This window comes from Methylobacterium sp. B1 (genome assembly GCF_000333255.1).
Taxonomy (GTDB): Bacteria; Pseudomonadota; Alphaproteobacteria; order Rhizobiales; family Beijerinckiaceae; genus Methylobacterium; species Methylobacterium fujisawaense.
In genome coordinates, this window is record NZ_BACT01000620.1 from 1 (window position 1) to 4,823 (window position 4,823).

Sequence of the window (4,823 nt, forward strand, 5' to 3'; positions counted from 1 at the left end):
TCGATCTTGTCCAGCACGCCCTCGGGGCTCGGCGGCTCCGTCACGGTCTCCACACGCAGCCCGGCCTCGCGCAGCTGCGCCAGGACCGCGGGCGGGCCCGCCCCCTCGGTGGCGATGATCAGGTCGGGCTGCTGCGCCAGCAGGCCCTCGGCCGAGAGCGCCCGCAGGTAGCCGACATTCGGCTTCTCGCGCAGCGCCTCGGGCGGGTAGAGGCTGGTCGTGTCGACCGCGACGATCCGGCCGCCGGCGCCGAGGCGGTAGAGGATCTCGGTGACGGCACCGCCCAGTGCGGCGATGCGGGTGGCCGCCTGCGCGGCGGCGGCGCGCGGGGCGAGCGCACCGGCCGCGGCGGCGGCCAGGAGGGTGCGGCGCGATATCGGGGCGGGGGCGTTCATTTGGTCAGGATCAGCTTGTCGCTCGCGGTCACGCGCAGGCGATAGGCGTGGCCGCCGTGGCGGATGACGATCTCCCGGCGCCCCTGCAGGAGACGCGCCGAGCCGATCTCGGCCGCCGGCTCCGGCAGCGGAACGGGCTGCGTCGCGCCGGGCCCCGCGCGGGTCCCAGCCGGAAAGCCGCGCTGCCCCTCTCCTTCGGCACGCAACATGGACCGATCGCTCCAGAGCTGTTGTTTGTAAATCTTCAAATGAAAGACTTACTTGGATAGAGGAGCAGCTTAGCGGCAATCGATTGCGGGCGCCACCCCGCTGCGGTGGCGTCGTAATACTTCACAAGTCTCCTGTAGAGGCCGGGCGCTTCCGATTTTCGGATCCGCCGATGCGGCGCTGGACCGGTTCGGCTCCGTCGAGACCTTCGACCCGAGCGATATCGGCCGGAGCGCTGTCGACCGCGACGACCGGGTGCCATCGGGGCCCGCGCCCAGAACGGGCCGGCATGGGCCGCCACGTTGCGCGCCCAGTCCGGCCGCGCGATCGCCGCGGCGGCGAGGCGGGCGAGGCGCTGCGTCCGATCGGCGGAGCGGCGGAGCTGAGCGGCCTCAGGCCGCCGCGCCCTGACGCGGGCCCGCGTCCCAGTCGCCCCCCCAATCCTGGACGCTGTGGCCAGGCGCGACCTCCCGGTAGAGCCGCTCCGGCGCCATGTAGTCGGGCGCGCGGATCGGACTGCGGATCTCGTCGTCCGGCAGGGCGTGCCGCGCGCCCCGCCGGGCCGGATCCGGGACCGGCACGGCGGCGAGCAGCTTCTTCGTGTAGGGGTGCTGCGGGTCGCCGAAGATCGCGGCGCGCGGTCCGATCTCCACGATCTCGCCGAGATACATCACCGCCACCCGGTGGCTCACCCGCTCCACCACCGCCATGTCGTGCGAGATGAACAGGTAGGCGAGGCCGAACTCGGCCTGGAGATCGAGCATCAGGTTCACGACCTGCGCCTTCACCGAGACGTCTAGCGCCGAGACCGCCTCGTCGGCGACGATCAGCCGGGGGGTCAGGGCGAGGGCCCGGGCGATGCAGATGCGCTGGCGCTGGCCGCCGGAGAATTCGTGCGGGAAGCGCCCGGCCGTCTCGGGCGCGAGTCCGACCCGGGCGAGCAGCTCCTCGGCCCGAAGCCTTGCCGCGCGGGGCGCGGCGAGGCGGTTGATCAGCAGCGGCTCGGCCACCGCCGCACCGACGCTCAGGCGCGGGTCGAGGCTCGCGAACGGGTCCTGGAAGATCATCTGCATGCGCTGGCGGCGGGTGCGCAGGGTCTTCGGGTCGAGGCCGGTGATGTCCTCGCCGTCGAGCAGGACCGAGCCCGACAGCGGCTCGACGAGGCGCAGGATCGCGCGGCCGGTGGTGGACTTGCCGCAGCCGGATTCGCCGACCAGCGCCAGGGTCTCCCCGGCCGCGAGGCTGAACGAGACCCGCTCCACCGCGTGGACGCGGCCGGTCACGCGGCCGAGGAGGCCGGAGCGGATGTCGAACCGGGCGGTCAGGTCGCGCACCTCCAGCACCGGGCGCTCGGCGGCCCTGACGGTGTCGGGGGTCTCGGGCGTCGGCGCCGCCAGGCCGGTCGCCCGGTCGACCACCGGGAAGCGCATCGGGCGGGCGCGGCCCGCCATGGTCCCCAGCCGCGGGACCGCGGCCAGCAGCGCCCGCGTGTAGGGCTCGGCGGGGGCGTCGAAGATCCGTGCGGTCGGGCCGGCCTCCACGGCGCGGCCCCGGTACATCACCACGGTGCGGTCGGCGATTTCGGCGACCACGCCCATGTCGTGGGTGATGAACAGGACCGACATGCCCTCCTCGTCCTGCAGGCTCTTGATGAGGTCGAGGATCTGGGCCTGGATCGTGACGTCCAGCGCCGTGGTCGGCTCGTCGGCGATGAGGAGCTTCGGCCGGCAGGCCAGCGCCATGGCGATCATCACCCGCTGGCGCATGCCGCCGGAGAAGCGGTGCGGGTACTCGTGCAGGCGCGACCGGGCGGCCGGGATCCGGACCTTGTCGAGGAGCCGGAGCGCCTCCGCCTCGGCGGCGGACCGCGACAGGCCCCGGTGCCGGATCAGCGCCTCGGCGATCTGGAAGCCGATGGTGAGCACCGGGTTCAGGGAGGTCATCGGCTCCTGAAAGATCATGGCGATGGAATCGCCGCGCACCCGCCGCATCTCGGCCTCGGGGGCCGTGAGCAGCTCGCGCCCCGCGAAGCGCACGCTGCCGCCGATGCGGCTCGCATCCCGCGGCAGGAGGCGCAGGATCGACAGGGCGCTGACGCTCTTGCCGGAGCCGGACTCGCCCACGAGCGCCACGGTCTCGCGGGGCCCGACATCGAAGGAGACGCCGTGCACGACCGCGCGCCAGCGGCCCTCCGAGCGGAAGGACACGGTGAGGTCGGAGACCGAGAGGATCGGGTCCGTCACGGGCTTCACTCCTGATCCAGCGGGGTTCGACGGGGCGACTCCACACCGTCCCCGCGTCCTCCGACGCGACGATGTTCCCGCCTCTCCGATGCGCACCGACGCTGATGACGGAGCGCGACGGGCCCCCTCTCCCGTGCGGGAGAGGGTTGGGGTGAGGGATGAGAAGGTTCAGGACCGAGCACACCGTCGACGCTCCGACAGGGCGCGCCCCATCCTGAAAGACCTGATCCCTCACCCTGTCCCTCTCCCGCCCGGGAGAGGGGACCCGCGCCCGATCCTGAAGCCCCAGTGCCGGAAAGGGCCTTCCGGTCTGTCCGCCCCTCTGCGGGGCAGGCGCGGTCACGGCAAGCCGGCAGCCCTCGAAGCCCCGCCGCATGCTCTAGAGCACCCGGCGCGGGTCGAGGGCGTCGCGCAAACCGTCGCCGATGAAGTTGATCGACAGCACCGTCAGGAAGATCGCGCCCCCCGGGAACAGCGCCCAGTGCGGGGCGACGTCGAGATGGTCCTTGGCGTCGAACAGCAGCCGCCCCCAGGTCGGGATGTCGGGCGGGAAGCCGAGCCCCAGGAAGGAGAGCGTCGATTCCGCGATGATCGCCGACGAGACCTCGATGGAGGCCGCCACGATCACCGGCCCCAGGGCGTTCGGCAGGATGTGGCGGCGCACGAGGTGCCCGGTGGTCGCCCCCTGTGAGCGGGCCGCCTCCACGAACTCCTTCTCGCGCAAGCTCAGGAACTGCGCCCGCACCAGCCGGGCGACCGGCATCCAGCGCAGGCCCCCGATCACCGCGACGATCATCAGGAACACGCCGCCCTGGCTGCCGAACACGGCCTTCAGGCTGTCGCGGAACAGGTAGATCACAAGGAGCAGCAGCGGCAGCTGCGGCAGCGACAGGAACAGGTCGGTCAGCCACATCAGCACCGGGTCGAGGAGGCGGCGCGACATGCCGGCGAGCGCGCCCACCAGCACGCCGATCAGGCTCGCCACCGCCATGGCGGCGAAGCCCACGGCGAGCGAGATCCGGCCGCCGTAGATCATCCGGGCGAGGAGATCCTGGCCGAGATCGTCGGTGCCGAACGGGTGGTCCCAGGACGGACCCTGGAGCTGGGCCGCGAAGTCGATATCGTCGATGGCGACCGGCCAGAGCAGGCCGCCGAACACCACGCCGGCGACGAGGAGCGCCAGCACGCCGACGCTGGCGAGCGCCAGCCGGTGCCGCCGGAAGCGCCGCCACGTCTCCCGCGCCGGCGAGGCCGGCGCGCGGGCGACGGGCACCGCCTCATCGGAGGGCGATGCGAGGGTCGAGCCAGCCATAGAGCAGGTCCGCGACGAGGTTGAACAGGATGACGAGGCCGGCGAACACGAAGGTCACCGCCATCACCACCGGCGTGTCGTTGGCCAGCATCGCGTCGATCAGCAGCGAGCCGATGCCGGGGATCCGGAAGATCTGCTCGGTGACGATGGCGCCGCCGAACACCGCCGGGATCTGGAGGGCGACGAGCGTCACCACCGGGATCAGGGCGTTGCGGGCGATGTGCCGGCGGGTCACCGTGCCCTCCGACAGGCCCTTGGCGCGGGCCGTGGTGACGTAGTCGAGGCGGGCGACGTCCAGCGCCGAGGCGCGCACGTAGCGGGTGTAGGAGGCGGCCTGAAAGAAGCCCAGCACCGCCACCGGCATGATCGCCTGCCGGACATTCGCCCAGACCCAGGGCAGGCCGGAGCCCGGCAGGTCGGCCTGGTAGACGAAGGGCAGCCAGCCGAGCTTGATCGAGAACAGCAGGATGAACAGCAGGCCGGTGAAGAAGGTCGGCAGCGAGAAACCCACGAAGGCCAAAGTGTTGGCGACCTGGTCGGCCAGCGAGTAGGGCCGGCGCGCCGCATAGAGGCCTACCGGCACGGCGATCAGCAGCGCCAGGACCTGCGAGGAGCCGACGATGAACAGAGTCGTCGGCAGCCGCTGCAGGATCAGCGTGTCGACAT

General features: G+C 72.2%; 5 protein-coding genes. All 5 read right to left on the minus strand.

Annotated features, from left to right (window positions below; translation table 11 throughout):
• Positions 1-395 (minus strand): ABC transporter substrate-binding protein (locus tag I53_RS18455; RefSeq protein ID WP_043353303.1); only part of this gene is annotated, 395 nt, incomplete at its 3' end.
• A complete protein-coding gene (locus I53_RS18460) occupies positions 392-604 on the minus strand; it encodes a hemin uptake protein HemP (protein ID WP_043353304.1) in 213 nt (70 codons plus the stop codon). The genes I53_RS18455 and I53_RS18460, both read right to left, overlap by 4 nt.
• 390 nt (positions 605-994) lie before the next feature.
• Complete coding sequence (locus I53_RS18465; protein WP_043353309.1) at positions 995-2,845, minus strand: ABC transporter ATP-binding protein; 1,851 nt, start codon at positions 2,843-2,845, stop codon at positions 995-997.
• Positions 2,846-3,224: 379 nt separating this feature from the next.
• Complete coding sequence (locus tag I53_RS18470) at positions 3,225-4,157, minus strand: ABC transporter permease (protein WP_043353306.1); 933 nt, start codon at positions 4,155-4,157, stop codon at positions 3,225-3,227.
• On the minus strand, positions 4,123-4,823 hold a 701-nt coding region (locus I53_RS18475; RefSeq protein ID WP_043353307.1), incomplete at its 5' end, for an ABC transporter permease. The genes I53_RS18475 and I53_RS18470, both read right to left, overlap by 35 nt.

Excerpts from the sequence above, each read along its gene's own strand:
- I53_RS18460 (WP_043353304.1), bottom strand. The coding sequence starts at position 604 with ATGTTGCGTGCCGAAGGAGAGGGGCAGCGCGGCTTTCCGGCTGGGACC.
- I53_RS18470 (WP_043353306.1), bottom strand. The coding sequence starts at position 4,157 with ATGGCTGGCTCGACCCTCGCATCGCCCTCCGATGAGGCGGTGCCCGTC.